This window comes from Nocardioides dilutus (assembly GCF_054779555.1).
Genome location: NZ_BAAGYA010000002.1, coordinates 217,412 through 241,901, shown reverse-complemented (window position 1 = coordinate 241,901; position 24,490 = coordinate 217,412). Strand labels below are relative to the sequence as shown.

General features: G+C 72.2%; 21 protein-coding genes and 1 pseudogene. 13 read left to right on the top strand and 9 right to left on the bottom strand.

Going from position 1 to position 24,490, the window contains the following annotated elements:
- Window positions 1-55 precede the first annotated feature (55 nt).
- Together ACYVC6_RS10730 and ACYVC6_RS10725 are read left to right on the top strand one after the other, a co-directional pair.
- Complete coding sequence (locus tag ACYVC6_RS10730; RefSeq protein ID WP_460713821.1) at window positions 56-1,027, top strand: DUF4349 domain-containing protein; 972 nt, start codon at window positions 56-58, stop codon at window positions 1,025-1,027.
- 10 nt (window positions 1,028-1,037) lie between these two features.
- Window positions 1,038-1,865, top strand: a complete 828-nt coding sequence (locus ACYVC6_RS10725) for an NYN domain-containing protein (RefSeq protein ID WP_460713819.1) — start codon at window positions 1,038-1,040, stop codon at window positions 1,863-1,865.
- On the opposite strand, the gene hemE is transcribed toward ACYVC6_RS10725, so the two are convergent.
- A complete protein-coding gene (gene hemE / locus ACYVC6_RS10720; RefSeq protein ID WP_460713817.1) occupies window positions 1,862-2,863 on the bottom strand; it encodes a uroporphyrinogen decarboxylase in 1,002 nt (333 codons plus the stop codon). The genes ACYVC6_RS10725 and hemE overlap by 4 nt on opposite strands.
- Window positions 2,864-2,963: 100 nt before the next feature.
- Between hemE and ACYVC6_RS10715 the strand changes: the two genes are divergently transcribed.
- The gene (locus ACYVC6_RS10715) at window positions 2,964-3,587 is read left to right on the top strand and encodes a DUF3000 domain-containing protein (RefSeq protein ID WP_460713816.1); all 624 of its coding nucleotides are present in this window, start codon (window positions 2,964-2,966) and stop codon (window positions 3,585-3,587) included.
- Window positions 3,584-4,903, top strand: a complete 1,320-nt coding sequence (locus ACYVC6_RS10710; protein WP_460713814.1) for an HRDC domain-containing protein — start codon at window positions 3,584-3,586, stop codon at window positions 4,901-4,903. The genes ACYVC6_RS10715 and ACYVC6_RS10710 overlap by 4 nt, the downstream gene beginning before the upstream one ends.
- Here the strand turns inward: ACYVC6_RS10710 and ACYVC6_RS10705 are convergent.
- The 4 genes and pseudogenes from ACYVC6_RS10705 to hrpA form a co-directional block, all read right to left on the bottom strand.
- Window positions 4,900-6,264: an ABC transporter substrate-binding protein gene (locus tag ACYVC6_RS10705; protein ID WP_460713812.1), complete on the bottom strand. Its 1,365-nt coding sequence runs from the start codon at window positions 6,262-6,264 to the stop codon at window positions 4,900-4,902. The two genes, ACYVC6_RS10710 and ACYVC6_RS10705, sit on opposite strands and share 4 nt — an antisense overlap.
- A 63-nt stretch (window positions 6,265-6,327) precedes the next feature.
- Complete coding sequence (locus tag ACYVC6_RS10700) at window positions 6,328-6,735, bottom strand: type II toxin-antitoxin system PemK/MazF family toxin (protein WP_460713810.1); 408 nt, start codon at window positions 6,733-6,735, stop codon at window positions 6,328-6,330.
- A 165-nt stretch (window positions 6,736-6,900) separates the two neighbouring features.
- Entirely contained in the window at window positions 6,901-7,497 is a 597-nt protein-coding gene (locus ACYVC6_RS10695) for a hypothetical protein (protein ID WP_460713808.1), read from the bottom strand.
- Window positions 7,498-7,506: 9 nt separating this feature from the next.
- Window positions 7,507-11,320: pseudogene (gene hrpA, locus ACYVC6_RS10690) on the bottom strand (ATP-dependent RNA helicase HrpA).
- Between the two features lie 60 nt (window positions 11,321-11,380).
- Here hrpA and ACYVC6_RS10685 point away from each other — a divergent pair.
- Window positions 11,381-12,931 carry an FAD-dependent oxidoreductase gene (locus ACYVC6_RS10685; protein WP_460713806.1) on the top strand — a complete coding sequence of 517 codons (1,551 nt, stop codon included), beginning with the start codon at window positions 11,381-11,383 and terminating at the stop codon, window positions 12,929-12,931.
- On the opposite strand, the gene ACYVC6_RS10680 is transcribed toward ACYVC6_RS10685, so the two are convergent.
- Entirely contained in the window at window positions 12,928-13,341 is a 414-nt protein-coding gene (locus ACYVC6_RS10680) for a hypothetical protein (protein WP_460713804.1), read from the bottom strand. The two genes, ACYVC6_RS10685 and ACYVC6_RS10680, sit on opposite strands and share 4 nt — an antisense overlap.
- Window positions 13,342-13,440: 99 nt before the next feature.
- On the opposite strand from ACYVC6_RS10680, the gene ACYVC6_RS10675 reads away from it, so the two are divergent.
- Genes ACYVC6_RS10675 through rocD form a run of 3 tightly spaced genes read left to right on the top strand, consistent with a single transcriptional unit; the run spans window position 13,441 to window position 16,871 of the window.
- Window positions 13,441-14,169, top strand: coding sequence for a response regulator transcription factor (locus tag ACYVC6_RS10675; protein ID WP_460713802.1), 729 nt, complete (start codon window positions 13,441-13,443; stop codon window positions 14,167-14,169).
- Window positions 14,170-14,173: 4 nt separating this feature from the next.
- Window positions 14,174-15,601: a sensor histidine kinase gene (locus tag ACYVC6_RS10670; RefSeq protein WP_460713800.1), complete on the top strand. Its 1,428-nt coding sequence runs from the start codon at window positions 14,174-14,176 to the stop codon at window positions 15,599-15,601.
- Between the two features lie 31 nt (window positions 15,602-15,632).
- Window positions 15,633-16,871 (top strand): ornithine--oxo-acid transaminase, encoded by a 1,239-nt coding sequence (rocD, locus tag ACYVC6_RS10665; protein ID WP_460713798.1) that lies wholly within the window; start codon window positions 15,633-15,635, stop codon window positions 16,869-16,871.
- Here rocD and ACYVC6_RS10660 read toward each other — a convergent pair.
- Window positions 16,863-17,465, bottom strand: coding sequence for a TetR/AcrR family transcriptional regulator (locus ACYVC6_RS10660; RefSeq protein ID WP_460713796.1), 603 nt, complete (start codon window positions 17,463-17,465; stop codon window positions 16,863-16,865). The two genes, rocD and ACYVC6_RS10660, sit on opposite strands and share 9 nt — an antisense overlap.
- 50 nt (window positions 17,466-17,515) lie before the next feature.
- Between ACYVC6_RS10660 and ACYVC6_RS10655 the strand changes: the two genes are divergently transcribed.
- From ACYVC6_RS10655 to ACYVC6_RS10635, 5 genes are read left to right on the top strand one after another with little or no spacing between them, the layout of a single operon-like run.
- A complete protein-coding gene (locus ACYVC6_RS10655; RefSeq protein ID WP_460713794.1) occupies window positions 17,516-19,045 on the top strand; it encodes a flavin-containing monooxygenase in 1,530 nt (509 codons plus the stop codon).
- Entirely contained in the window at window positions 19,042-19,887 is an 846-nt protein-coding gene (locus ACYVC6_RS10650; protein WP_460713792.1) for an SDR family NAD(P)-dependent oxidoreductase, read from the top strand. Before ACYVC6_RS10655 ends, ACYVC6_RS10650 begins: the two co-directional genes overlap by 4 nt.
- 15 nt (window positions 19,888-19,902) lie before the next feature.
- Window positions 19,903-20,439, top strand: a complete 537-nt coding sequence (locus ACYVC6_RS10645; protein ID WP_460713790.1) for a DUF402 domain-containing protein — start codon at window positions 19,903-19,905, stop codon at window positions 20,437-20,439.
- Window positions 20,436-21,062 (top strand): hypothetical protein, encoded by a 627-nt coding sequence (locus ACYVC6_RS10640; protein WP_460713788.1) that lies wholly within the window; start codon window positions 20,436-20,438, stop codon window positions 21,060-21,062. The genes ACYVC6_RS10645 and ACYVC6_RS10640 overlap by 4 nt, the downstream gene beginning before the upstream one ends.
- A 4-nt stretch (window positions 21,063-21,066) precedes the next feature.
- Window positions 21,067-22,209 carry a glutamate--cysteine ligase gene (locus tag ACYVC6_RS10635; RefSeq protein ID WP_460713786.1) on the top strand — a complete coding sequence of 381 codons (1,143 nt, stop codon included), beginning with the start codon at window positions 21,067-21,069 and terminating at the stop codon, window positions 22,207-22,209.
- On the opposite strand, the gene ACYVC6_RS10630 is transcribed toward ACYVC6_RS10635, so the two are convergent.
- Both ACYVC6_RS10630 and ACYVC6_RS10625 read right to left on the bottom strand, forming a co-directional pair.
- Entirely contained in the window at window positions 22,203-23,351 is a 1,149-nt protein-coding gene (locus tag ACYVC6_RS10630; RefSeq protein WP_460713784.1) for a DNA polymerase IV, read from the bottom strand. The two genes, ACYVC6_RS10635 and ACYVC6_RS10630, sit on opposite strands and share 7 nt — an antisense overlap.
- Window positions 23,348-24,448: an FUSC family protein gene (locus ACYVC6_RS10625; protein ID WP_460713782.1), complete on the bottom strand. Its 1,101-nt coding sequence runs from the start codon at window positions 24,446-24,448 to the stop codon at window positions 23,348-23,350. Before ACYVC6_RS10625 ends, ACYVC6_RS10630 begins: the two co-directional genes overlap by 4 nt.
- Window positions 24,449-24,490 lie beyond the last annotated feature (42 nt).

The window sequence follows — 24,490 nt, the reverse complement described above, 5'->3', positions numbered from 1 at the left end:
CACAGCCAACCAGACGCGACGGAACCGGTGCCGCGCACCGCCCGTCCGAGTCGCCATGACGACCGCGACTCGCCGACCTGCCTTCCGCGCGACCATCGCCACCGCTGCCACCCTCACCGTCCTCGGCCTCGCCGGCGCCTGCGCCGCAGGCGGCGACTCCGACGCAGGCGAGCAGGCGGCCCCCGCCTCCTCGGCGGACCTGGGCGGTGGAGGCGATGCCGCAGACAGCGACGCGGCCCTCTCCTACGAGGCCGAGGCCGCCGACGATCGCGCCGTGGCCGCAGACACCGCGGCCAGGCCCGACGCTCCGGCCCCGGCGGAAGACGGGGAGCAGAAGCTGATCTCCAACGGGACCGTGCGCCTGAAGTCCGACGACGTGGCGAAGGCGCTCTTCGATGTCCGCAACGTGGTCGACACCTACGCCGGGGAGGTCGAGGCCAACGAGACCGAGACCGACGACGAGGGCGACCCGCTGCGCGCCCGGCTCCAGGTGCGGGTCCCGACCGACCGGTTCGACGAGGCCATGCAGGACCTCGAGGCGGTCGCGGTGCTCATCGCGTCCAGCGGCAACACCAAGGACGTGACGACCGAGGTCCTCGACCGCGACATCCGGGTGCAGGTGCAGCGCCGCAGCATCGAGCGCATCTCGCTGCTGCTCGAGCAGGCGACCACGATCCGCGACGTGGTCGCGATCGAGGCGCAGCTGTCGCAGCGCCAGGCCGACCTCGCCGTGCTGGAGAAGGAGCAGCGCTACCTCGCCGACCAGACCGCGATGGCGACCATCAACGTCAGCGTCGAGAGGATCAAGGAGAAGAAGAAGCCGGCAGTCGAGAAGGAGGACGACTCAGGGTTCTTCGCCGGCCTGGCCACCGGCTGGCACGGCCTGAAGACCTTCGGGGTCGGGCTGGCGACCGTGGTCGGCGCGCTGCTGCCCTGGCTGGTCGTCGCCGTGGTCGTCGCGATCCCGGGTGTGCCTCTGCTGCGTCGTTTCCGCCGCAAGGAACCCGCACCCACCCCGGCGGCGTAGCGTTCGACGGGTGCCGACCCCGGAGAACGTCCGCCTCGCCGTCCTGATCGACGCCGACAACACCTCGCCCAAGCACGCCTCGGCGCTGATGGAGGAGGTGGCGAAGTACGGCGTGCCCAACGTCAAGCGCGCCTACGGCGACTGGACGACCTCGCACCTCGGGGGCTGGCGGCCGAAGCTGGCCGAGCATGCGATCCAGCCGATGCTGCAGGTCGCCTACACGACCGGCAAGAACTCCACGGACTCGGCGCTGATCATCGACGCGATGGACCTGCTCTACTCCGGCAACGTCGACGCGTTCGCCATCGTCTCCAGCGACAGCGACTTCACCAGTCTGGCGATGCGGCTGCGGGAGTCGGCCAAGACGGTCTACGGGTTCGGCATGCGCAAGACGCCGAAGGCCCTGGTCAACGCCTGCAACCGGTTCATCTTCCTCGAGGTGCTCGGCAGCAAGGGCGCCGAGGACACCCGGTCCGCGATCCCCCCGACCACCACGTCCGACGGTGCCGACGGTGCCGAGGACGAGTCGGCGCCGCTACCCGACCTCCGCGAGATCCTGGTGGCGGCGATCGACGACGTCTCCGGCGACGACGGGTGGGCCCATCTCGGCCAGGTCGGCCAGGTGCTCGGCACCCGCTACGCGACGTTCGACCCGCGCCTCTACGGCTTCTCCAAGCTGATCTCGCTGGCCCGGGCCCAGGACTACCTCGAGGTCGAGCAGAACGAGGGCGCGCCGCGGGTGCGGCAGCGGCCCACGAAGCCGAAGGTCACCTCGCGGACCCGCACCCGCGCCGCGAAGAAGGTGCCCGCCAAGAAGACGGCGAAGGCTGGTTCCTAGACGGGGTAGCCCTGCACGAACTCGGTCAGCCGAGCCAGCTGGTCCGGGTCGGTGTCGGGCAGGACCCCGTGGCCGAGGTTGAAGACGTGCCCGCGCGCGGCCCGGCCGGCGTCCAGGACCTCCGCCGCGCGGGACAGCATCACCTCGGTCGGCGCGAACACCAAGGTGGGGTCGAGGTTGCCCTGCACGGCTCGGTCGCCGACCACCTCGATGGCCGAGCTCAGCGGCGTACGCCAGTCGACGCCGACCACGTCCGCACCGGCCTCCCCCATCAGCCCGAGCAGGTTTGCCGTGCCGACGCCGAAGTGGATGCGCGGGACGCCGAGCGCACCGGCCCGCTCCAGCACAGCGGCAGAGTGGGGCATGACCAGCTCGGCGTAGTCACGCGGGGCGAGGGCGCCGGCCCAGGAGTCGAAGAGCTGGACGGCGCTGGCGCCGGCGCGCACCTGCACCTCGAGGTAGGCCGCAGCGATCCCGGCGATCTTGCGCATCAGCGCGTCCCACAGCTCCGGCTCGCCGAACATCATCGCCTTGGTCCGGGCGTGGTCCTTGGAGGGGCCGCCCTCGACCAGGTAGGACGCCACGGTGAACGGCGCCCCGGCGAAGCCGATCAGCGGCGTACCGCCCAGCTCGCGCACCAGCCCTTGGACGGCCTCGGTGATGAAGGGGACGTGCTCGGGCGTCAGGTCGGGGATCGCCTCGACGTCGGCCAGCGTGCGCACCGGTCTGGCGACGACGGGACCCACCCCAGCGACGATGTCGAGGTCGACGCCCACCGCCTTGAGGGGCAGCACGATGTCGGAGAAGAAGATGGCCGCGTCCACGCCGTAGCGGCGCACCGGCTGGAGGGTGATCTCCACGACCAGCGCCGGGTCCATGCACGACTCGAGCATCCCCACGCCCTCGCGCACCCGCTTGTACTCCGGCAGAGAGCGCCCGGCCTGGCGCATGAACCATACGGGCGTGTGCGACACCGGCTCGCCGCGGGTCGCACGCATGAAGACACTGTCTGCTGGGGTCGCCACCACGAGGACAGGGTGCCAGCCCGTGCGGCGTGTTCAAGCATCACGGCGTTGACCACAGACCTAGGGTGGCCACATGGCCGTGCGCAGCGAGACACGCCCGGGCCCGGGGGCTGATGCCGAGCCCGCCGCGTTCCGTGATGCTGTCGCGTCGATGCGCGCCGCCAGGCTGCGGCCCGAGGTGCACACCGAGCCGATGCCGGCACCGCAGCGGATCGCGCCCTTCGCGGCCGCCCTGTCTGCCGATGTCGACGTCGACGGCACCGAGATGGGCACCGGCCGGATCATCCTGCTGCACGACCCGGCGGGCAACGACGCGTGGGACGGGGTGTTCCGCTGCGTCGCCTACGCCCGCGCCGAGATCGACGTCGAGCTGATCACCGACCCGCTGCTCGCCGACGTCGGCTGGTCGTGGCTCACCGAGGCGCTGGACGCCCACGGGGCGGCCTACCACGCGGTGTCGGGCACCGTGACGCGGGTTGCCACCGAGAGCTATGGCGGCATGGCGGAGGACGGCGGCGCCGCACAGCTGGAGATCCGGGCGTCCTGGACGCCCACCGGACCGGCGCTGCCTGCCGGTTCGCTCGACGTGGCTCCGCACGTCGAGGCATGGGGGGAGCTGCTCTGCACCGCGGTGGGTCTGCCGCCGGTGCCGGACGGGGTGACGGTCATCCCGACCCGACGCAGCAGAGGCGGATGACGGACCGCTCGCACCACCTCACAGCTGTCGAGCCCGAGGAGCCCAACGAGGACGCCCCCGAGCTGCCGCTGCTCACCCTGCGCGACGGCCTGCCGCCGGTGTCCGACACCGACTCCTCGCTGAGGACGGCCGCCGCAGCGATCGCCAAGGGCACCGGGCCGGTGGCGATCGACGCCGAACGCGCCTCGGGCTACCGCTACTCCAGCCGCGCCTACCTGATCCAGGTGCGCCGCGAGGGCAGCGGCAGCTGGCTCATCGACCCGATCGGGCTCTCCACACTGGCGCCGCTGCAGGAGGCGCTCAACGGCACCGAGTGGATCCTGCACGCGGCGACCCAGGACCTGCCGTGCCTGGCCGAGGTGGGGCTCACCCCGACCACGCTGTTCGACACCGAGCTGGCCGGCCGCCTGCTCGGGCACCCGCGGGTCGGGCTGGCCACTCTCGTGGAGACGGTGCTCGGCTACCGGATGAAGAAGGAGCACTCGGCTGTCGACTGGTCGAGCCGGCCGCTGCCCACCCCCTGGCTGGAGTACGCCGCGCTGGACGTCGAGCTCCTGGTCGAGCTGCGCGACGCGCTGCACGCCGAGCTGGTCGAGGCCGGCAAGCTCGAGTGGGCGCTCCAGGAGTTCGACGCCTTGCGCCACTTCGTGCCGACGGTGCGCGTCGACGCCTGGCGTCGTACGTCGGGGCTCCACCGGGTGCGTGGGCGTCGTGGCCTGGCCGCGGTCAAGGAGCTGTGGGAGACGCGGGACGAGATCGCCGCGAGCCGCGACGTCACCCCCGGCCGGATCATCCCGGACGCCTCGATCGTCGTCGCCGCCCTCGCCGCCCCGAGGGACAAGGCCGAGCTGCTCGCCACCAAGGGGTTCCACGGCCGGGGCGCGGAACGCTACGCGGCGCGCTGGGTGGCCGCGCTCCAGCGGGCGGCAGCCATGGACGAGGCCGACCTGCCGGCGCGCAGTCCGCGCAGCGACGGACCTCCGCTGCCCCGTGCCTGGGCCGAGCGGGACCCCGTGGCGGCCCGCCGGCTGCTGTTGGCCCGCGACGAGATTGCGGCCCTGGCCGCAGCCAACTCGATCCCCGTCGAGAACCTGCTCACTCCCGACTACCTGCGCCGGGTCCTGTGGACCCCGCCCGAGACCCGCGAGCCCGCGGCCCTGGCCGCCGAGGTCGCCACGCTGCTCAGCGGCCTCGGGGCGCGGCCGTGGCAGATCGACCTGACCGGCCCCGTCCTCGTCGCCGCGATCCTCGGTGCTGACGTGCCGGACGTGCCGGACGTGCCGGACGTGCCTGAGGCTCCTGACGAGAGCAGCTAGTCCGCAGGCGACTCCGTCGCTTCTCCGGTTGGCACGTCGCTGGGCTCCTCGGGGGACAGCACGGTCTGCGACGCCAGGTCGATCTGCTCGGTCAGTGCCTCGATGTCGGGGATCTCGACGTTGAGGAGCAGCTCGATCGCGGGCTCGACCGCCTCCTCGAGGGCGGCTTCATCGTCCAGCAGGGGCGGGACGTAGAGGTTGCCGACGCTGTCGTTGAACACGTCAGCGCGCAGCGGCTGCCGGGTCGGCTGGAGGAAGTCGTCGGTGAGGGCGACGGTCTGGTTGGCGGGCACGAGATAGCCCGCGGGCACCACCCGCTGGACCGAGGGGGTGGAGATCACGTCGACGAGCAGGTCGGCGGACTCGGCGAGGTCAGGGGTGTCCGCGGCGATGCAGATCCCGGTGATGCTGCCCACCGTGGCCGCGTCGTCGATGGTAGGGATGGGCAGCACGCCGAACTCGAGGCCCGGGACCCGCCGGAACGCCGCGGTGAGGGACCGGTCGCCGACGATCATGCCGAGCCTGCCCTCCCCGAACCAGGTCGCGGCGGTCTTCTGAGCCAGCTGCTCGGGGGTCAGCGTCAGCTGCGGGTCTCGCAGGATCGGGAGCGCCTGCTCCAGCGCGGAGCGGGAGCCGTCGGACGAGAAGTCGAGAGAGGTGGGGTCGTCGTCGTCGTCGAAGATGTTGCCACCGCCACTGAGGATGAACGGGGAGAGCCCGTCGAGCGTCGGAGGGACGTACAGACCACTGGTTCCCCGGCGCGGCCGGCTCGCGAACTCCGCCGCGACCCGGAACTCCTCGAGGCTCCACCGCAGCCGGACGTCCTCGCTCAGGTTGGGCACCTCGAGCCCGCGCTCGGCCATGACCTCGAAGTCGACGAGCGCGGTGTTGTAGTAGACGACCAGCGGCGAGATGCCGTAGGGCATGCACTGCAGGTCGCGCTCGAACGAGAAGGCCTCCAGGGCCGCGCGTGAGTAGTCGTCGCCGAACTCGACGTCACGCTCGTCGAGGCGCTCGCCGATGGGCTGGGTGACTCCCTCTTCCAGCAGGTAGGCGAGGTCGCCCCGGTCGGCGAGGAAGACGTCCGGCACCTCACCCTGCTTGATGGCCTCGACCAGCTCACGGTGGGTGGCGTAGGTCGTGAGCGAGACGTCGACCTCGTCGGTCTCCTTGTCGTAGACCTCGACGACATCGCGGTAGGCCGCGACCTCCTCGTCGGTGCCCCAGACGCCGAACTCGAGGTCGACGACGACGAGCGGCGGGGTGGAGGGAGTGGGCTCCGGGTCGGGGTTGCCGTTGTCGGTGCACGCCGTGAGGGCCGCGGACACTGCGAGGAGGGCGCCGAGCAACCGCGCTGCCACTGACCCTCCCTCGTCCTGACCGACGGTCAGCCTACTCAGTGGTCACCACTGGTTTCCCAGTGGTCACTCGATGGCATGCCACCTCCGGGCCTCCGCGACGACCCGGTCGAACGTCGCCCGGTCGAGTGCGGCGCCCTCGCGGCGGATGTCGGCGTCGGCGAGCACGATGAGGCGATCCAGCCGCACCTCGCTCGGACGCCCCTCGCGGTCCCAGTCGCCCACGCCGACGTCCATCCAGTGCCTGCCGGCGGCAGCCTCCTGTTCCTCGTCCCGGTCGTGGTCCTGGCTACTCAGCATCAGGCCCGCCCACAAGACCCCATCACCCTCGTCCGGGCCGTCGACGTCCTTGCGGCTGATCAGGAGCACCGGCCGGTCCTTGCCGCGGGCCGGATCGTCCTCGTAGGGAACCCACGCCCACACGACCTCGCCCGGGTCCGGGGCACCGTCGGTCTCCGGCTCGTAGGACGTCACGCCGCGAACCTAGTGGCGAGTCGTGTGCATAACCGGAATGGGGAGGGACCCGACCTCGTTACACTGTCCGGAGCATGCCGGGCCGCGGCAGCCCCGGGTCCCAAAATTAGCCGCTCCGAGCGGCCACGCGCCGTGAGGCGCTCCCGGTCCGGCATGCTTCAGCTCTCAGCTGAGCCCGTGCGCCAGCTCCTCGTGTCCGGCGGCCTCGAGCTGCTCGGCGAGCACCAGCATCCGCTGCACCTCCGGCTCGGAGCGCTCCGGGAGCACCGCGCGCCCGGTCGCGACCACTCGGGAGAACGCCGCAGCGCGGAACAGCACGTCGGCGAACTCGCTGGCGGCGATCCCGCGCAGCACCTCGTCGACCATCGTCTTGAGCTCTTCGGGGCCGGGGGGCTCCGCGACCCCCGCGACCACCTGCGCGACCGGCGCGCGGGCCACGCCGGCGTCGTACTCGCGGGCCACACCCACCGGGTCGGCGTAGACCCAGGACCGCAGCAGGAACAGCCGCCACAGGCACCCAGCCAGCGAGTCGGCGGGCGAGTGCGACCAGACCTCGGCGATGGTCTCGATGCCCTGGGTGTCGGCGAGGTGCAGGATCCGTTCCGCGACGCCCGGGTCGTCTGTCCCGCGCGCGCCGCGGACCAGCAGGTTGGCCGCCCGGTCGGCGGCCTCGCTCACCAGCGCCGGGTCCGCGCCGCCGTCGATCTCGGCGAAGAAGCCCGCACCGGGCCGCATCGGCCGGTGGTAGGCGCGTTCGGACACCGGTCCAGGCTACGTGGCGGCAGCGAGTGCCTTGCGGATGCGCTGGTCGGAGACCGGTCCGGCGGTTCCGACCTGCTGGGCGAACAGCGAGATCCGGTACTCCTCCAGCAGCCAGCGGACACCGCGCAGCTCCGCTCCGGGTGGACGGCCGTCGGGCAGCGCGGCGACCGCGTGCAGGTAGGCGTCCTCGAGACCCGCCACCATCGCCAGCTGCTGGCGGTCCCTGTTGACCACGACGACGCCGTCATCCAGCCGTTCGCGCCGATGCCGGAGCGCAGCCAGGTACGCCGGGTAGCGGCGCAGCCGCGTCGGTCCGGCCTCCGCGACGAAGCCGGGGTGCACGAGCCGGGCCAGCTGGGCCCTCATGTCCGTCAGCGCCGGGAGCAGGGTCATCTCGGCCCGGCCGCTCAGCACGCGGTCGGCCTCGCGCCAGCCCTCGAGGGCCCAAAGCACGTCGGCCAGGAGTCCCCGCACGCGGTCCGGCAGGTCGGCGCCCACGTCGGCCAGCAGGGCGTCGTACGCCACCTCGGTGCGGACCGGTTCGCGGGCGTCCACGGCCTCCAGCACGGCGGCGAGACGGCAGTCCTCGACGAGGTCTGCGACCGAGGCGTAGGGCGACCCGGCCAGGCCGAGCTTCTCGGCGTTGGACAGGCCCGCGACCACGCCGTCGGCACGGGCGGAGCCGAGCAGCACGAGCCGGGCGACCCCGAGCCGGTGCCGGGCCTGCGCCTCGTCGGCCGAGCCGAACACGCCCAGGCCGACGGTCGTGCCCTCGTCGACTAGGGCTGGGTGGACCACGACCTCGTGCCCGGCCCGCCGGCGGCTGGTCGACACGGGGACGTCGCCGAAGACCCAGGCGGTCTCGCCGGTGCGGCTCAGCCCGGAGTCCGTGGCGACCTCGGCCAGGGCCTTGGCGAACTGCGGTCGCAGGGGCTCCTTGAGCGCCTCGAGGTCCTTGCCGCGCGCCTGTTCGGTGCCGCCCTCGTCGACGACACGGTAGGTCGGCCGCAGGTGCTCGGGCACCTTGGACCAGTCCCAGGCGTCCCGGGGCACGACCACGCCGGTGGTGGCGCGGGCCCAGCGCTCGAGCGCGTCGAGCAGCGGCTCGTCGCCGGCGGGCACCGAGGCGAGGAAGGCGCGGGCCCGGTCGGGCGCTGGGACGAAGCTCACCCGGAGGTGCTTGGGCAGGCTCCGGATCAGCGCGGTCACGAGCTCCTCCCGGAGGCCGGGCACGTTCCAGCTGAAGTCCTCGTCGCTGACCTGGTTGAGGGTCGCCACCGGCACGTCGATGGTGAGCCCGTCCTCGGCCGCGCCGGGCTCGAAGTGATAGCTGATCGGGAACGTCAGCCCCTGGTCGTCGGCGCCGCTGCGCCAGACCTCGGGATAGTCCTCGGCCCGCACCTCGCCGGCCGTCGCGTGCGTGAGCATCGCCGGGTCGAAGGTGAGCAGGTCGGGTTCGGTGCGGCGGCGCTCCTTCCACCAGCGGTCGAAGTGGGCCCCACTCACGACCTCCTCGCCGATCCGGGCGTCGTAGAAGTCGAACAGCGTGTGCTCGTCGACCACCAGGTCCCGTCGCCGGGCCCGGTGCTCGAGCTCCTCGGCCTCCTCGAGGAGCTGCAGGTTCTTGCGGTAGAAGCGCTGGTTGGTGTGCCACTCGCCATACACCAGCGCGTGCCTGATGAAGAGCTCGCGTGAGAGGGCGGGATCGACTCTGGCGTACGACGTCAGCCGGTCCGCCACCAACGGGACGCCGTAGAGCGTGACCCGCTCGCGGGCCATGACCGCGGCCCGCTTGCGCGACCAGTGCGGTTCGGCGTAGGTCCGCTTCACAAGGTGGGCGCCGAGCCGCTCGGCCCACTCAGGCTGGATCGCCGCGACCTGCCGCCCCCACAGGCGACCGGTCTCGACGAGCTCACCGGCCATCACGAACTGCGGGTTCTTCCGCTTCAGCACGCTGCCCGGGAAGATCGCGAACCTCGCGTTGCGGGCGCCGAGATACTCCCGCGGCCCCCTGGACCGGGGCCGAGTCCTTGCGGTCGCGTTCCTCGAGCAGTCCGATGTGGCTCAGCAGGCCCGACAGCAGCGCCTGGTGGATCCCGTCGGCGTCGATCTCGGTGGTTGAGGTGCGAGCGGCGCGAGCCTCGAAACCACCCGCCTCGATCCGGATCCCCATCTCCTTGCAGACCTGGCGGAGCTGGGACTCGAAGTCCTGCCACTCGCGGACCCGGAGGTAGTTGAGGTGCTCGCGCCGGCACATCCGGCGGAACGCGCTGGACCCCATCTCCTTCTGCTGCTGCTTGAGGTGGCGCCACAGGTTGAGCCACGTGAGGAAGTCGCTGCCCTCCGCGACGAACCGGGCATGCAGCTGGTCGGCTCGCGCCTGCTCGGCCGGCTGGTCGGGGCCGGGCCGCTCACGTGGGTCCTGGAGGGAGAGCGCCGCCGCGATGACGATCACCTCGCGCACACAGCCGAGGCGCTCCGCCTCGAGGATCATCCGGGCCAGCCGCGGGTCGATCGGCAGCCGGGCCAGGCGCCGCCCGATCTTGGTGAGGCCGCGGCCGGAGATGGCACCCAGCTCCTCCAGCAGCTGGATGCCGGCAGTGACGTTGCGCCGGTCCGGCGGCTCGACGAACGGGAAGTCGGCCATGTCCCCGAGCCCGAGACTCGTCATCTGCAGGATGACGCTGGCCAGGTTGGTGCGCAGGATCTCGGGCTCGGTGAACTCGGGCCGCCGCGCGAAGTCCTCCTCGGAGTAGAGCCGGATCGCGATCCCGGCCTCGAGCCGGCCGCAGCGACCGGACCGCTGGTTGGCCGAGGCCTGGCTGATCGCCTCGACCGGGAGCCGCTGGACCTTCGTCCGCACCGAGTAGCGGCTGATCCGGGCGACGCCCGTGTCCACGACGTACCGGATGCCGGGCACGGTGAGCGAGGTCTCGGCGACGTTGGTGGCGAGCACCACCCGCCGTCCTGTGTGGGAGGCGAAGACCTTGTGCTGCTCGGCGGCCGAGAGCCGGGAGTAGAGCGGGACGATCTCGGTCCGGTTGTCGGTGGCCTCGGCGAGTGCATCGGCGGTGTCCCGGATCTCTCGTTCGCCGGGCAGGAAGACCAGGACGTCGCCTGGCCCCTCGGCCTTGAGCTCGGCCACCGCCTCGACGATCGCCTCGGTCTGGTCGCGGACGATCGGCTCGCCCTCCTCGTCGTCCTCCGGCAGCTCCATCAGGGGGCGGTAGCGGACCTCGACGGGGTAGGTGCGCCCGGACACCTCGACGACCGGCGCGTCGAAGTGCGCGGCGAAGCGCTCGACGTCGATGGTCGCGCTGGTGATGACGACCTTGAGGTCGGGGCGGCGGGGCAGCAGCCGCTTGAGGTAGCCCAGCAGGAAGTCGATGTTGAGGCTGCGCTCGTGGGCCTCGTCGATGATGATCGTGTCGTAGCGGCGCAGGTCCCGGTCGCGCTGCAGCTCGGCGAGCAGGATGCCGTCGGTCATCAGCTTGACCCGGCTCCGCTTCGACGTGCGGTCGGTGAAGCGGACCTGGTAGCCCACCAGGTCGCCCAGCTCGGTGCCGAGCTCGCTGGCGATCCGCTCGGCCACCGACCGCGCGGCGATCCGCCGCGGCTGGGTGTGGCCGATGATCCCGCCACGGGGCCCGCCCGCGCCCCGGCCGAGCTCCAGGCAGATCTTGGGGAGCTGCGTGGTCTTGCCGGACCCCGTCTCTCCCGCGACGACCACCACCTGGTGGTCCCGGATGGCCGCGGCGATGTCCTCGCGCCGCTGGCTGACCGGCAGCTCGGGTGGATAGGTGATCTCGAGCAGGCCGGCCATGACCGGGCCATTGTGCCGTTCGCCTTGCCTAGAACACGTTCTAGTTGCGACCATCGCCCGGTGACAGAGCACCAGTACGACGTGGTCGTGGTCGGGTCCGGTGGCGGGGCGCTGACCGGTGCGGCACTCGCAGCCAGGGCTGGACTGCGCACCGTGGTCGTGGAGAAGACGCGCTATCTGGGCGGGACCTCGGCCTACTCCGGCGGGGCGTGCTGGCTGCCCGGCAGCCAGGTCCAGCAGCGGGCCGGAATCCCGGACTCCACGGAGGGTGCCCGCGACTACCTCGCCACGATCCTGGAGACCCCGGACGACGGGCTGGGCGCGGACAAGATCGAGGCGTTCCTGACCCACTCCCCCGAGCTGGTCGCCGAGCTGGAGGGGGAGCTGGGCCTGGACTTCGAGTGGCTGCCGTTCTCGGAGTACTACGACGCACCCGGCCGGGTCCCGTTCGGGCGGTCCATCCAACCCACCAACGTCAAGCGCGGCGACCTGCCGCCCGAGGTCGCGGAGCTGGTGCGCCCACCGGTCGAACGGGACCGCGCGGGCGAGGGCGGGCGCAACACCCTGAGCGGCGGGCAGTCGCTGATCGCCCGGCTCGCGGCGATCGTCGTCCGCGAGGGTGGCGAGATCCGCACCAACCTGCCGGTGACCGGCCTGGTCGTCGACCCCCACGACCCCGCGGGCCGGGTCGTCGGCGTCGCCGCCATGTCCCCGGAGGGCCCGATCGAGATCGGGGCCACGCGCGGAGTGATCCTCGGAGCCGGCGGGTTCGAGGGCAACGCCGCGATGCGCGCCGAGCACGCCGTGCCCGGCGAGGTCGCCTGGACGATGGCCCCCCGCTCGACCAACACCGGCGAGCCGCTGACCGCCGCGATGGCCCTGGGCGCGGCCACCGACTTCCACGCCCTCGGCTGGTTCTGCCCCGGCCTCGAGCAGCCCGACGGCGGGGGCTCGTTCACGCTCGGCTTCCGCAGCGGGCTGATGGTCGACCAGACCGGTCGCCGCTATGCCAACGAGTGCCTGCCCTACGACCGGTTCGGCCGGGAGATGGCGCAGTCGCCGGAGCGGATCCCGTCGTGGTTCGTCTTCGACCACCGCGAGGGCGGCCGGCTCCCGGCGATCGCGATGCCCGAGGGCGACCCCGCCGCGCACCTCGAGGCCGGCACCTGGGTCACCGCCGACACGATCGAGGGGCTCGCGTCCGCGGCCGGCCTGCCCGCCGACGCACTGGTCGACACCGTCGCCCGGTTCAACGGGTTCGCCGAGACCGGCGTCGACGAGGACTTCGGTCGCGGGCAGGACGAGTACGACACGTTCTTCGCCGGCGGGACCGGCCCCAACAAGGCCCTCACGCCGTGCGACCAGCCGCCGTTCTACGCCGCTCGCTTCGTGCTCTCCGACCTCGGCACCAAGGGCGGCCTGGTCACGGACCCGGCCGGCCGGGTGCTCCGAGACGACGGGTCGGAGATCCCCGGCCTCTACGCGTGCGGCAACACCTCGGCGTCGGTGTTCGGGTCGGTCTATCCCGGTCCCGGCGCGCCCCTGGGCTCGGCGATGGTCTTCGCCTCACTGGCGGTCCGGGACATCGCCGGCGACCAGGACCTGTCCTAGGTGTTGTTCCCGCTGGTCGTGTCGCCCGACCCGTCCGGGGTCGCACCGTCCTGCGGCGGGGTCGACGGCTGCGGCGGCATTCCGCCCGGCGGGGTTGGCATCCCCTGCGGTGGCACCGGCATCTGGCCCCGACCCCCGTCCTGACCTGGCATCTGCCCCTGCCCCGGCATCTGCCCGCCCGGTCCACCGAACCCGCCGGGCGGCATCTGCCCTCCCGGGCCGCGCTGGAAGCCCATCCGGCCCGGACGGCCGTCCCGGCCGTCGTGGTCGGTGGCCGCGTGGATCGCCGCGCCCGCGCCGCCGCCGACGAGCAGGCCGGCCACCGCCACGGCCGCGACCCCCTTGATGCCGTAGGCCCGCTCCCGCCACCCGACCCGGCCGGCCGGCGACTCCTCGTCGTGTTCGCTCATACCGGGAGCGTCCTCCCCGAACCTGTGCTGGACCTGTGCGCAGGTGCAGGAAAGGCTGTTCACAGGAAACCCACAGGCAGCCGCCCGAGAGTGAGGCGTATGAGCAGCACCGAGCCTCTCCAGCTGACCCGTCCCGACGGGTCACCCCTGCGCGTCCTGGTCGTCGACGACGAGGTCAACATCGCCGAGCTGATCGGCATGGCCCTGCGCTACGAGGGGTGGCAGGTCAGCACCGCACACACCGGCACGTCAGCCGTCAACACCGCCAAGGACGTGCGCCCGGACGCCGTCGTGCTCGACATGATGCTGCCCGACATCGACGGGATGGAGGTGCTCCGCCGGATGCGTGGCACCCAGCCCGACGTACCCGTTGTCTTCCTCACCGCCAAGGACGCCGTCGAGGACCGGATCGCCGGGCTCACGGCCGGGGGCGACGACTACGTGACCAAGCCGTTCTCCCTCGAGGAGCTGGTGGCCAGGCTGCGGGCGCTGATGCGCAGGGCCGGCGCGCAGCGCGCCCAGTCCAGCTCGGTGCTCGTCGTCGGCGACCTCGAGCTCGACGAGGACAGCCACGAGGTGTCCCGGGCCGGCGACCCGATCGCCCTGACCGCCACCGAATTCGAGCTGCTGCGCTTCCTGATGCGCAACCCGCGCCGGGTCCTGAGCAAGGCGCAGATCCTCGACCGGGTGTGGAACTACGACTTCGGTGGCCAGGCAAACGTCGTCGAGCTCTACATCTCCTACCTGCGCAAGAAGGTGGACGCCGGCCGGGACCCGATGATCCACACGATGCGGGGCGCCGGCTACGTGCTGAAGCCGGTGGGGTGAGTCGGTGTTGAGGCGGCCCGCGTCCCTCACCGCCCGGCTCGTCCTCACCACGGTCGCGCTGGTGGTCACCGTGGCCGTCCTCATCGGGGTCGCCGCCACCGTGGCGCTGCACTCGCAGCTGACCGCCCAGGTCGACGACGAGCTGCGCCAGTCCGCCACCCGCCCGGACCGAGAGCGGGACGACGGGCCCGGCCCGGGCCTACCTCCGGCCACGGGCGGCGGCTTCTTCGACCCCCGCAACCTGCGCCCGGGCACGATCCTCGTCTTCGTCGACGAAGACGGCACGAGCGGCTACCTGCTGGGCACGGGGCCCGGGACGACGGAGCTGCTCGGCGACGACGTGCTGGAGGTGCTCGCCGAGGTTCCTCCCGACGACGACGTTCACGAGGTCGACCTCCCAGGGTTGGACTCCTACCGCGTGTTCGCCGTCGAGACCGAGGACGGGACCCGGATCACCGGGCTGCCCACCGAGGACGTGGAAGAGGCCGTCTCGGCGTTGATCGGCTGGGAAGCCCTGCTCATCGTCCTGGGCGCGGTCCTCGCCGCAGGTGGTGGGCTGCTGCTCGTGCGTCGTCAGCTGCGACCCCTCACCGAGGTGGCCGCCACGGCGCACGCGGTGGCCGCGCTACCGCTGGCGGAGGGCGACATCGACCTCGCCGAGCGGGTGCCCGACCACCTCACCGACGAGCGCACCGAGGTGGGCCAGGTCGGCTCTGCGCTCAACGCCCTGCTCGCCCACGTCGAGACATCACTGGAGGCGCGGCACCGCAGCGAGCAGCAGGTCCGCCAGTTCGTGGCCGACGCCTCGCACGAGCTGCGGACCCCCCTGTCGACGATCGCCGGCTACACCGAGCTGGCCCGGACCCGGCCCGGCGCCGAGACCAGCGCCACCGCCCTGGACAAGGTCGAGGAGGAGGCCGGGCGGATGACGACCCTGGTCGAGGACCTGCTCCTGCTGGCCCGGCTCGACGCGGGCCGGCCGATGCGGCGCGAAGCCGTCGACCTCACCCGGCTGCTCGTCGAGGCGGTCAACGACGCCCGGGTCCTGGCGCCCGAACACCGCTGGCGGATCGTGGTGCCCGACGAGCCGATCGAGGTCACCGGTGACGAGCAGGGCCTTCACCAGGTGGTGACCAACCTGCTGACCAACGCCCGCAAGCACACGCCCGCCGGCACCACCGTCACGGTCACCGGCCGGCGCGACGGGTTCGACGTCCACGACGACGGCCCCGGCTTCCCGCCGGGACTGGTGCAGCATGCCTTCGAGCGCTTCGCGCGCGGCGACGCGAGCCGCAACCGGGCCGGCGGCGCCGGGTTGGGGCTGGCCCTCGTCGACGCGATCGTGCGGTCCCACGACGGCACGGTGCGGTTGACCTCCGACCCCGGCGACACGACAGTGGCGGTGCGACTTGGTTCGGCGAAGATTGTCTGACAATCTGGGTGGTGAACCTGAGGAGGACCGCATGACGACGTACGCCGGCGACCAGACCGCCATCAACACCCCGAGCGAGCTGGCGTTCGAGCGCGCCCAGGCCAGGACCGCGCACAACTACCACCCGCTGCACGTCGTCGTCGCCTACGCCGAAGGGGCGTGGATGACCGATGTCGAGGGGCGCCGCTACCTCGACCTGCTGGCCGGCTACTCGGCCCTCAACTTCGGGCACGGCCACCCCACCCTGCTCGCCGCGGCCCACGCCCAGCTCGACCAGCTCACGCTGACCAGCCGGGCCTTCGTGCACGACCAGTTCGCAGACTTCTGCGCCGCGCTCGGCGACCTGTGCGGCAAGGACCTCGTGCTGCCCATGAACACCGGCGCGGAGGCCGTCGAGACCGCGATCAAGGTGACCCGCAAGTGGGGCTACGAGGTCAAGGGCATCCCCGCCGACCAGGCCGAGATCATCGTCGCCTCGGGCAACTTCCACGGCCGGACGACCACCATCATCGGCTTCTCCGACGACCCCGAGGCCCGTGACCACTTCGGGCCGTTCACCCCCGGGTTCGTCATGGTGCCCTACGGCGACCTCGACGCGCTCGAGGCCGCGATCACGCCCAACACGGCCGCCGTGCTCATCGAGCCCATCCAGGGCGAGGGCGGGGTCGTGATCCCGCCGGACGGCTACCTGCGCGGCGTCCGCGAGCTCTGCACGGCCAACCACGTGCTGTTCGCCGCCGACGAGATCCAGGCCGGCCTCGGCCGCACCGGCAAGACGTTCGCCTGCGACCACGAGGACGTGGTCCCCGACCTCTACATCCTCGGCAAGGCACTCGGCGGCGGCATCGTGCCGGTCTCCGCGGTCGTCGCCGACGAGGACGTCCTTGGCGTGCTCAGGCCCGGCCAGCACGGCAGCACCTTCGGCGGCAACCCGATGGCCTGCGCCGTGGGCCGGACCGTGGTGGACATGCTGGCCACCGGCGAGTTCCAGACCCGCGCCACCGAGCTCGGCGTCGTCCTGCGCGCCCGCCTCGACGCCCTGGTCGGCCACGGTGTGGTCGGCGTACGCACCCGCGGCCTCTGGGCCGGGGTCGACATCGACCCCGCCGTCGGCACCGGCCGCCAGGTGTGCGAGGCGCTCATGGCGCGCGGCGTGCTCGCCAAGGACACCCACGGCTCGACGATCCGGCTCGCCCCGCCGCTGGTCATCTCCGAGGCGGACCTCAGCTGGGGCCTCGACCAGCTCGCGGCAGTCGTCTCCTCAGCCTGAAGCGGCCGACCCGTCCACCAGTGCGGGCAGGGCACTGGTGAGGATCGCGAGCAGGTCCTCACGGGTGATCTCACCCGGGTCGGTCCGCCAGGCGGTGACCAGCTCCTCGCACATCGCGACCCAGCCACGAGCGACCAGTCTGTTGCGCGGGGTGTCGGGGATCAGGTCGCCTTGGGCGTCCTCGGTGAAGATCCGCTCGGAGAGGACCTCGCGCACGTCCTCGTAGATGCCGCGCAGGGTCTCGTTGCCGCCGGCCGCGCCCTTGACCAGGGACACGTAGCCCTCGAAGTTGGCGGTGACGTAGTCGACGTACGCCGCCACGGAGACCAGCAGGCGTTCGAGCGGCTCCCCGCCGGGCGGGGGTGCGGTCTGGGCGATCAGGTCGTCGGCGGCGTGCCGGACGACGGCCTCGTGGAACGCGACCTTGTTGCCGAAGTAGTGGTAGAGCAGCCCGCGCGAGATGCCGGCCTCCTCGGCGAGGAGGTCGATCGAGAGCTCGTCGAGCGACCGGTCCGCGAGGAGACGCACGCCGAGGTCGAGCAGCTGCTCGCGCCGGCGCGCGGGGCTCAGCCGCGTGCGTGTGGTCGTGCTCACGCCAGGCACTTTATTGACACTTGTTCAATAAAGCCAATACCGTCGGGCTCGTGACTGAAACGCCCCTCGACCAGCATCGTGTCGACCACCTGATCGTCGGCGCCGGGTTCGCCGGCCTGTGTGCCGCCATCAAGCTGCAGGAGGACGGCGAGCGCGACTTCGTGGTCATCGAGCGTGGCCCCGACGTGGGCGGCACCTGGCGGGACAACACCTACCCCGGCGCGGCGTGCGACGTGCCCAGCCAGCTCTACTCGTTCTCGTTCGCGCGCAACCCCGACTGGTCGTCGTCCTACTCCCCGCAGCACGAGATCCAGGCCTACATCCAGAAGGTCGCCAACCGCTCCGGGACCCTCGACCGGTTCGTCTTCGACACCACTGTCGAGGGCGCCGCGTGGGACGCGGACGAGCAGCGCTGGACGGTCCGCACTTCCGGCGGCACCTGGTCGGCACGCACCCTCATCGTCGGCGCCGGCGGGCTGTCCGAACCCCGGCTGCCGGAGATCGAGGGCGTCGGCACCTTCCAGGGCGCGCTCTTCCACACGGCGCGGTGGGACCACTCGGTCGACCTGGCCGGCAAGCGGGTCGCCGTCATCGGCACCGGCGCGTCGGCCATCCAGGTCGTGCCCGAGCTCCAGAAGACCCTGGAGGCCACCGGGGGTCACCTCGACGTCTACCAGCGCACCGCCCCGTGGGTGATCCCCCGCAACGACCGCACCTACGGCGACCTCGAGCGGAAGGCGCTGCGCTACGTGCCGGGGCTGCAGCGGCTCTACCGAACGGGCGTCTACCTGGCCAAGGAGGCCACGGTGCCGGCGTTCACGCTGTGGCCCGGGATCTCCGCACCGGCCCAGAAGCAGGCACTGGCCAACATCAGGAAGGGCATCAAGGACCCCGAGCTGCGGGAGAAGGTGACACCCCACTTCGCCTTCGGCTGCAAGCGGGTGCTCATCTCCAACGACTACTACCCCGCGCTCGACGCCGACAACGTCGACCTGGTCACCGACCCGATCGCCAAGGTCACCGGCAGCTCGATCGTCACCGCCGACGGCACCGAGCGTGAGATCGACGTGCTCGTCGTGGCCACCGGCTTCTACACGACCGAGCTGCCGATCACCGAGCGCATCACCGGCCACCACGGCCGGACGCTCGCCGAGCAGTGGCGCGACTCCGGGATGACCGCCTACAAGGGGACGACGGTCCCCCACTTCCCCAACCTGTTCTTCATCGTCGGCCCCAACACAGGCTTGGGCCACTCGAGCATGGTGTTCATGATCGAGTCGCAGGTCGCCTACATCCGCGACGCGCTGCGGACGATGCGCAAGGGCGGCTACGACGTGGTCGAGGTCGACCAGGCCGCGACCGACCGTTACAACGCCGCGCTGCAGGGTCGGATGAAGCGCACCGTGTGGAGCGCCGGCGGCTGCGACAGCTGGTATCTCGACGCGCACGGCAAGAACACGACCCTGTGGCCGCGCTCGACCTGGGACTTCCGGCGCCGGCTGGCGTCGTTCGACCCCGCGGCGTACACGCTGTCGCGGGCCGCTCGGCCCGCCACGGCCCGCGAGGACGTCCCCGCATGAGGACCCTGACCGACAAGGTCGTCGTCGTCACCGGAGCAGGCTCCGGGATCGGGCGCGCGCTCGCAGTCAACCTGGCCCGGCGCGGATCGCTGCTCGCCCTGTCGGACGTCGACGAGGCCGGTCTCGCCGAGACCGTCGCCCTGGTCGAGCGGGCCGGCGCTGCGAAGGTGCGCAGCGACCGCCTCGACGTCGCCGACCGAGACGCGATGGCGCGCTACGCCCTCGACGTCGTCCAGCACTTCGGCCGGGTCAACGTGGTGGTCAACAACGCCGGCGTCTCGCTGACCGGCGACCTCAACGACCTCGAGTACGCCGACATCGACTGGATCGTGGGCGTGAACCTCTGGGGCGTCCTCCACGGCACCAAGGAGTTCCTGCCCCACCTGATCGCCTCGGGCGACGGCCACGTCGTGAACCTCTCGTCGCTGTTCGGCCTCATCTCGATCCCGGGCCAGTCCATCTACAACGCCACGAAGTACGCCGTGCGCGGCATGTCCGAGGCGCTGCGCGAGGAGATGCTCGTCGCCGGCCACCCGGTCGGCGTCACCTCGGTCCACCCCGGCGGGATCAAGACCGCGATCGCCCGCAACTCGCGGGTCTCCGCCAAGGAGGACAAGGCGGCGACCGCCGAGCTCTTCGACAACAAGCTGGCGAAGATGACGCCTGAGAAGGCCGCCGAGATCATCGTCAACGGCGTCCTCAAGAACAAGGCCCGTGTCCTCGTCGGCCTCGACGCCCACGCCCTGCACCACATGGCGAAGCTGCTCGGCTCGCGCTACCAGGACGTCGTGGCCAAGACCTCCAAGAGGGTCGTGCCCCCGAAGGTCACCGTCCACGAGTAGGTGTAGAACTCTCTGGTGCCTCTCGAACCCGGCGACCCGATCCGCGTCGAGCTCACCAAGTGGGGCGACCGCCCCCACTGGGAGTTCGACGGGGTCTATCTCGGCTCGGACGAGCACGGCGACTGGATCGGCTTCGCGGCAGGAACGCTGATGTCGCGCCCAGGCATGGAGGTCCGTCCGCCCAACAACCAGGTCGGCGTGGTCCCGGCACTCGCCGGCGCAGCCGGTGCCTGGCTGGGGACCTTCCACAGTCCTGGCGGGTCGGTGCGGACCTACGTCGACATGACGACTGTGCCTCGCTGGGACGGCCCGGTCGTCCGCGCGGTCGACCTCGACCTGGACGTGATCGAGACGTTGGAGGGCGAGGTGGTCGTCGACGACGAGGACGAGTTCGCCGAGCACCAGGTGCTGTTCGGCTACCCGCCGGAGGTCATCGCGCTGGCGGAGGCCAGCCGGGACGCCGTCTACGCCGCGGTCACGGCCCGCCGCGCGCCGTTCGACGGGTCGGCGGACCGTTGGCTGGCGGTCCTCGAAGGCCTCGTCCGCCAATGAGCGGCTCGGCGGCCGCGGACCCGAGCTGGGCGGCGTACCGCCAGGAGGCCTTCGGCGAGCCCTACATGGTCTGGCACGACGGGCCGGACTTCGCGGAGTTCCGGGCGCGCTTCGCCGCCGACCCCGAGCTGGCGACCAGGATGCTGGCCGCCGGGCTGGCCGAGGGTGACAGCCTGGCCGCGCAGACTCCGCGCGAGCTCTCGCTGACCGAGGAGCAGCGCGCCGGCTTCGTCAGGATGCTGGCCGAGGCGATGCCGGGTGCGGGCGCCGGCGTCCGCGTCGAGGGCGGCGCCACCCTGTTCGCGCTCACCGGGGACCCGGCCTGGTCCGCGCCGGTGGCCGAGGTGCTGGCCTCGGCGGTGTTCTGGAGCTTCCGCATCGACGCAGCGATCCGGCTCGCGGCGTTCCCGCCCACGCCCAGCCTCGTCGACACGGTGGCCGACGGCGTCCGCGACCCGGAGTACCTCGTGCGCTACCACTGCGCCAACACGCTCCTGCGCTGGGCCGGCCGGAGCGAGGACGTCAGTGACGACGAGGACCTGTTCGGGCTGCTGGTCGACGACGCCGGCGGGGAGGGCTGGGCGGTCGTCGCCGAGCGGCTGGCCGCCGCTGTGCCACGCTGATCGGGTGCGGATCGACTTCCATGCCTCGGCCGAGCCCACGCTCGGCGTGGAGTGGGAGCTGGCGCTGGTCGACCGGCGAACCCGCGACCTGCGCAACGACGCCGCCCACCTGTTCGCGCGGGCCAAGGCCCGGCTGCCCAACCCCGAGCGCGTGCACAAGGAGCTGCTGAAGAACACCGTCGAGATCGTCACCGGCGTCTGCCACACCGTCCCCGAGGCGATGGCCGACCTGCGCCGCACACTCGAGGTGGTGATGCCGGCAGGTGACGACCTCGGCATCGACCTCTTCGGCGCGGGCACGCACCCCTTCGCCTCCTGGACCGGGCAGCAGCTCACCGAGGGGCACCGCTACGAGGAGCTCATCAACCGCACCCAGTGGTGGGGCCGGCAGATGCTGATCTGGGGCGTGCACGTGCACGTCGGCATGCCCGACCGCGAGCGGGTGATGCCCGTGCTGTCCGCCCTGCTCCGCTACTACCCGCACCTGCAGGCGCTCTCCGCATCCTCCCCGATCTGGGCGGGCGTCGACACCGGCTACGCGTCCAACCGGGCGCTGATGTTCCAGCAGCTCCCCACGGCCGGCCTGCCCTTCGACTTCGCCACCTGGGCGGACTTCGAGTCCTACGCCCACGACCTGCTGACCACAGGTGTCATCGAGCAGCTCGACGAGATCCGCTGGGACCTGCGGCCGGCGCCGAGGCTCGGCACCCTGGAGAACCGGGTCTGCGACGGCGTCTCGACGTTCGAGGACCTGGCCGCCCTCACCGCCCTCATGCACTGCCTCGTCGTCGACCTCGACGCCCGCGCGGCAGCCGGCGAGACCCTGGCGACCATGCCGCCGTGGCACGTGCAGGAGAACAAGTGGCGCGCCGCCCGCTACGGGCTCGACGCCATCGTCATCCTGGACGCCGCCTCGACCGAGCGGCTCGTCACCGACGACCTCGCCGACGAGGTGGCCCGGCTCGAGCCGGTCGCCGAGCGGCTCGGCTGCGCCACCGAGCTGACCTCGGTGCTCGACATCCCGCGCCGCGGCGCGTCGTACCAGCGCCAGCGCGCGGTCGCCGAGGCCACCGGCGGCGACCTGGTCGCGGTCGTCGACTCCGTCGTGCGCGAGCTGCGTGACAGCGTCGGCCGCACGGCTCAGTAGCCGCCCTCGGGCTCGACCATCTCCAACCGCACGCCGAGCAGCCGGACCGGCCGGTCGCGCTCGACCCGGTCGAGCAGCGACACGGCCGCCTCGGCCAGCCTCTCCGGGTCGTTGGTGGGCTGCGGCAGGGTCAGGCTGCGGGTGATGGTGATGAACGGCCGGTAGCGCAGCTTGAGCCCCACCCGCGCGGCCGGCCGGCCCTCACGGTCGATGTCCTCGACCACCCGCCGGGTCAGCGCCCGGACCTCCTCGGCGATCCGGTCCCAGTCGTCCAGGTCGGTCTGGAACGTGGTCTCCCGGCCATGGGCGCGCGGCACCCACGGCTCCGCGGAGACGACGCTGTCGCTCACGCCCCGACCGAGCCGGTGGTACCACGGCCCCATGGTCGGTCCGAGCTCCGCCGCGAGCATCCGCGCGTCCGACCGGGCGAGCTGTTCGACCGTGTCGATCCCCAGCGCCGACAGCTTCTTGGCGGTCTTGGCGCCGATCCCCCACAGCGCCCGGGTCGGCCGCTGCCCCATCACCTCGAACCAGTTCTCCGCGGTCAGCACATAGCTCCCCCGCGGCTTCCCGAACTCGGTCGCGATCTTGGCCCGCAGCTTGTTGTCGCCGATCCCCACCGAGCAGTGCAACCTGGTCGCCGCCAGCACCCGCTCGCGGATCTCCGCCGCGAACGCGACGGGGTCCGGGTCGTCCGGCTGCGGACCTTCTTCGGGCCCCTCCCCCATCCACGTCCGAGGCCCCTCCCCCGCCTCCTCCGCCACCGGCCCGGCGGCCACGAAGGCCTCGTCCCATCCGAGGACCTCCACGACCACCGGCCGGCCACCCCACTCCAGCGAGCGGAGCGTGTCCATCACCTCGGCCGACGCGGCGCCGTAGGCGGCGTGGTCGGCCGGCAGGAACACCGCGTCCGGGATCTTCTTCGCGGCGGTCCGCAGCGGCGTCCCGGAACCGACACCCAACGCGCGCGCCTCGTAGGACGCAGTCGCGACCACGCCGCGCTTGGTGGGGTCGCCGTCACCGCCGACCACGACCGGCAACCCCGCGAGCTCAGGGCGGCGGAGCACCTCGACCGCGGCGATGAACTGGTCGAGGTCGACGTGCAGCACCCACTGCTCGATGTTCATGGTCTCGATGCTCATCGCGGTGGGGGTGGCAACGCCTCGGTCGACTCGATCTGGGTCATCCCCGTCAGAAGCAGCAGGTCGACCACGACCGACCGCAGCTGGACGAGCACCACCTCCGCGGTCATCTCCTCGGCGCGGCCGACCAACCCAGACGCCTCACCGACCGCCAGCAGCGCGTCCCGCGCCCCCACGGCGAGCCGGTCGGCCTCCAGCTCCTCGGCCACCATGTCGGTCGCGTCTGCGAGGTCCAGCGCGAGCAGGGCGTAGGACTTCGGCACCGGTCGCTGGTGGTAGGCCGCGACCGCCGTCTGCCGCACCAGGACGCGGGTGCTGCGCAGGGCCCGGTCCATCGGCTCGACCAGCTCGGCCAGCCGGCGGATGTCGGAGCGGTGCCGCACCCGGAACGGCGACGACGTCACCACCGCCATGCCCTCGTCGGCCGCGGCCTGCAGCTCGCGGATCAGCCCGTCGGTCGCCCGCGCGTCGGCCAGCAGCAGCAGGGCCCGCTCGGTCTGCCCGTCGTCCATCACCTCGGCGGCCGCCCGCAGCAGCGCCGAGATCTTGCGGACGACCTTGGCCGCCTGCTCGCGCGGCCGTCGCAGGGGTGCCGCCGGGACCACGGTCGCGGCAACCAGCGCAACCGCCCCGCCGATCGCGGCGTCGCTGACCCGGACCAGCGCCTCTCCCGGCGCAGGGGCCAGCGCGCTGATGATGATCGACTGCACCATCGCCTGGATGACCAGCAGCTGGCCGCCGTCGAGCAGCAGGGCAACGCTCATGGCCAGCGCGACCACCACGATCAGCTGCCACCAGCCCGAGCCGATCCAGATGGCCAGCAGGTCGGCCAGGAACACCCCGACCGCCACGCCCAGCGTCACCTCGGCGACCCGGCGCAGCCGCTGACCGTAGGAGGTGCCCAGGCAGACCACCGCCGCCACCGGCGCGAAGAACGGGGTCTCGTGGTCGAGCAGGTCTGCGGCAATCAGCCAGGCGAGACCGGCGGCGACCGCGCACTGCGCGATGTGGAAGCCCTTGGACCGGACCCGGGCGACCCGCTCCCCCATCGAGGTACGGCTGCGCGCGAGAGCCCGGTCGAGCGCGCCGACGTCCATGACGACCGATCGTGCCAGAGCACGACGGCGGGGGCTTGGGTC

What these genes read in the sequence shown, in the direction of transcription:
- ACYVC6_RS10730 (WP_460713821.1), top strand. Translation starts at nt 56, where the DNA reads ATGACGACCGCGACTCGCCGACCTGCCTTCCGCGCGACCATCGCCACC.
- hemE (WP_460713817.1), bottom strand. Translation starts at nt 2,863, where the DNA reads ATGCGTGCGACCCGCGGCGAGCCGGTGTCGCACACGCCCGTATGGTTC.
- ACYVC6_RS10715 (WP_460713816.1), top strand. Translation starts at nt 2,964, where the DNA reads ATGGCCGTGCGCAGCGAGACACGCCCGGGCCCGGGGGCTGATGCCGAG.
- ACYVC6_RS10710 (WP_460713814.1), top strand. Translation starts at nt 3,584, where the DNA reads ATGACGGACCGCTCGCACCACCTCACAGCTGTCGAGCCCGAGGAGCCC.
- ACYVC6_RS10680 (WP_460713804.1), bottom strand. Translation starts at nt 13,341, where the DNA reads ATGAGCGAACACGACGAGGAGTCGCCGGCCGGCCGGGTCGGGTGGCGG.
- ACYVC6_RS10675 (WP_460713802.1), top strand. Translation starts at nt 13,441, where the DNA reads ATGAGCAGCACCGAGCCTCTCCAGCTGACCCGTCCCGACGGGTCACCC.
- rocD (WP_460713798.1), top strand. Translation starts at nt 15,633, where the DNA reads ATGACGACGTACGCCGGCGACCAGACCGCCATCAACACCCCGAGCGAG.
- ACYVC6_RS10650 (WP_460713792.1), top strand. Translation starts at nt 19,042, where the DNA reads ATGAGGACCCTGACCGACAAGGTCGTCGTCGTCACCGGAGCAGGCTCC.
- ACYVC6_RS10640 (WP_460713788.1), top strand. Translation starts at nt 20,436, where the DNA reads ATGAGCGGCTCGGCGGCCGCGGACCCGAGCTGGGCGGCGTACCGCCAG.
- ACYVC6_RS10630 (WP_460713784.1), bottom strand. Translation starts at nt 23,351, where the DNA reads ATGAGCATCGAGACCATGAACATCGAGCAGTGGGTGCTGCACGTCGAC.
- ACYVC6_RS10625 (WP_460713782.1), bottom strand. Translation starts at nt 24,448, where the DNA reads ATGGACGTCGGCGCGCTCGACCGGGCTCTCGCGCGCAGCCGTACCTCG.